We start from the raw sequence: 2,674 nt of genomic DNA, 5'->3' as shown, positions 1-2,674 counted from the left end.
GGTCCGACCGACGCAGCCTCACGCTACTGGAACAACAACACCAACAGACGTGCAACCCTAATCTTAAAATGGATCCGCCATTATACTGGCCGTTTGGTGTTTCCACAAACTCACAATTCATGTAGTACTAGCAGAGTATCACCCTTGGAAATTGACGACCGTTAACCCAAGCGATGAGCTCATTGGCTATTTGGGCGGATGAACTAAGTTAATTTTTTAAACTAAACGGTTGCTGGAGTTTATTCATAAATGATAGCCGTATGTTACTACCAACGGTTACTATCCGTTTCTATTGATCTACTTCGACTGCAAACACACCTTGATGATGGTTGAGGACGGGCCAATCATTCATACATTAGTTCGCAAGTGTGGTTCTGACCGGTCAAGCCCCTACTTACGGTGACCATGCCGGCAACGCCTGACCCGGTCCGCTAGACGTTCTGAACGGAGCCCGTACCAAACGTAGGTCGATGCCACGACAACGACGAGTGTACTCAACATCTGTCCAACATGTAGCGCCCAAAATCCTGCGGTGAAAATATTCTCGCCATAGTACACACCGATACCAATAGAAATCACTATGCAGATGCCCGCATTTCTCAGCCCAATACGCAATACTTTCATCGGCGTACTCCTCGACCAGGGTTACCCGGTTGTTATTGGTGCCACCATCTTCGTAATCATCTAATCGTTATCAAGGTTTAATCGCGCGGCAGCCGCCTTACTGTCCTCTTCGCCGCGCACCTCGCGCAGTAGCTTCTGCGCGTCTTTGTCCAACTCCAGACCCTCAAGCAAATCTGGACGTCGCAGGTAGGTGCGCCGCAAACTTTCCTTTAGTCGCCACCGGTTGATTAGCTGGTGGTTGCCGTTTTGCAACACTTCCGGCACCGCCATCCCGCGGTACTCCGCCGGTCGCGTATATTGTGGATACTCTAGCAAACCATTCTGAAAGCTATCCGTTTCTGGAGAAACCGAATTGCCCAACACACCGGGCAAAAGACGGGCCGTGGCGTCAATCATCGCCATGGAAGCAATCTCGCCGCCAGTCATCACAAAATCACCTAGGGAAAACTCGTCGGTGACCAACGTGCGGATACGCTCATCATAGCCCTCGTAGTGTCCACAAATGAAGACAAGGTGGTCTTCATGAGCCAACTCATCCGCGGCCGCTTGGTTGAACTGCCGGCCTGCCGGGTCAAGCAGAATGACACGCTTGGACCTTGCATCCTGCTCGTTAATTGCGTCCATGGCCTCGAACAGCGGGTCGGGTTTTAGCAGCATCCCCGCCCCGCCACCATACGGCGTATCGTCCACGTGCTGGTGCTTATCATGGGCGTATTGACGAAAGTCGATTAGGTTGAGGTTCAGTAGTCCATCCTCCACGGCTTTGCCAATCAGGGATTGGGTTAACGGGGCAAACATATCAGGAAATAGCGTTAATACATCAATTTGCATCTTCTGGATCCAACCCTTCTGGTACGTCCACCGTCACCTTGTGGTTATCCAAATCTACTTTGAGCATAACCGACCGTAAATACGGCAGTAACAAATCCTGGTGACCCGGACGGTTGACTACCCACACATCGTTGGCTCCCGGACTGAGAATTTCCCGCACCGTACCAAGCGTAGCGCCGGCAGTATCCACCACGTCCAAGCCGATGATATCTTTGTACATAAACTCGTCATCGGCTAAATCAACGTCAGGAGTCCCAGTGGCGCCCAACAAGGCCCCTTTGAACGGCAACACCTGGTTGATGTCCGTGTAACCACGAAAGGTCACGAGTGGTAGGCCCTTGTGCTCACGGGCGCTCGCGATGGTGACCGCGACGGGTGGCGTGGTGAGCACGGTCAGCTTGGCCCCAACGGCGAAACGCTGGTCAGCAAAGTCGGTGTTGGGGACGATTTTCACTTCACCACGGATGCCGTGGGTATTGACAATTTTTCCTACGTGTAGGATTTCAGGCATAAAAATGTCCTCCTCATGCAAAATACGGAATCAAAAAAGGCCAGGACAACGTCCCGACCCCCACACTATCAGTTTATTGTGTGCCCGTTAGGCATCGACCACGTTCAGTCGCACTCGTTTGGAGTAAGGACTTTTAGCGGCGTACACCACCGTGCGGATGGCACGAATCACCTGGCCGCCGTGACCAATCACGGCACCCACGTCATGTGCATCGACGGTGAGGTCAAACACCATAAACCGTTCTTCTTCACGTCGCGTGATTTGAACCGCATCGGGATTGTGCACCAGCGGCACCACTAAATCACGGATTAACGATTCAATTGTGACCATGATTACTTAGTGTAACGTGCTTCGTGGTACTTCTTCATGATACCCTGAGCGGACAGAAGAGTCCGAACGGTGTCAGAAGGCTGAGCACCCTTTTGCAACCAGTTGAAGACAGAGTCTTCGTCCAGCTTAACGGTAACGGGGTCCGTCAATGGGTTGTAGTAACCAACCTCTTCGATGAACCGGCCATCACGAGGTGAACGGCTGTCGGCAACGACAACACGGTAGAACGGGTTCTTCTTGGAACCCATGCGCTTCAAGCGAATCTTTACAGACATGTGTATATCCTCCTAGTAATTCTTAACAAGCAATAGTTTACCAGACGCGCGGAGAGGTGTAAAGGGGTTTTTCTTTACGGGTAGAGAGCGGAGCCCCGCGTTC

4 protein-coding genes are annotated in these 2,674 nt (G+C 51.9%); all 4 read right to left on the bottom strand.

Translation table 11 applies throughout. The features are described 5' to 3' along the window. Positions 1-684: 684 nt before the first annotated feature. Positions 685-1,455: a tRNA (guanosine(37)-N1)-methyltransferase TrmD gene (gene trmD, locus LPA02S_RS11245; RefSeq protein WP_056956417.1), complete on the bottom strand. Its 771-nt coding sequence runs from the start codon at positions 1,453-1,455 to the stop codon at positions 685-687. Beyond that, positions 1,445-1,966 carry a ribosome maturation factor RimM gene (gene rimM / locus LPA02S_RS11240; RefSeq protein ID WP_056956418.1) on the bottom strand — a complete coding sequence of 174 codons (522 nt, stop codon included), beginning with the start codon at positions 1,964-1,966 and terminating at the stop codon, positions 1,445-1,447. Before rimM ends, trmD begins: the two co-directional genes overlap by 11 nt. Before the next feature lie 87 nt (positions 1,967-2,053). After that, entirely contained in the window at positions 2,054-2,296 is a 243-nt protein-coding gene (locus LPA02S_RS11235) for a KH domain-containing protein (RefSeq protein ID WP_054651164.1), read from the bottom strand. 2 nt (positions 2,297-2,298) lie between these two features. Continuing rightward, on the bottom strand, positions 2,299-2,571 hold the full coding sequence (gene rpsP, locus LPA02S_RS11230; RefSeq protein ID WP_054651162.1) for a 30S ribosomal protein S16: 273 nt from the start codon (positions 2,569-2,571) through the stop codon (positions 2,299-2,301). Between the last annotated feature and the right edge of the window lie 103 nt (positions 2,572-2,674).

Origin of the sequence: Lacticaseibacillus pantheris DSM 15945 = JCM 12539 = NBRC 106106, from assembly GCF_001591865.1 — a bacterium.
Classification (GTDB): domain Bacteria; phylum Bacillota; class Bacilli; order Lactobacillales; family Lactobacillaceae; genus Lacticaseibacillus; species Lacticaseibacillus pantheris.
The sequence above is the reverse complement of the archived record's forward strand: the minus strand, read 5'-3'. Positions and strand labels throughout refer to the sequence as shown.

Bases quoted from the DNA above. Each gene is read 5' to 3' on its own strand.
- rpsP (WP_054651162.1), bottom strand. From the start codon at position 2,571: ATGTCTGTAAAGATTCGCTTGAAGCGCATGGGTTCCAAGAAGAACCCG.
- LPA02S_RS11235 (WP_054651164.1), bottom strand. From the start codon at position 2,296: ATGGTCACAATTGAATCGTTAATCCGTGATTTAGTGGTGCCGCTGGTG.
- rimM (WP_056956418.1), bottom strand. From the start codon at position 1,966: ATGCCTGAAATCCTACACGTAGGAAAAATTGTCAATACCCACGGCATC.
- trmD (WP_056956417.1), bottom strand. From the start codon at position 1,455: ATGCAAATTGATGTATTAACGCTATTTCCTGATATGTTTGCCCCGTTA.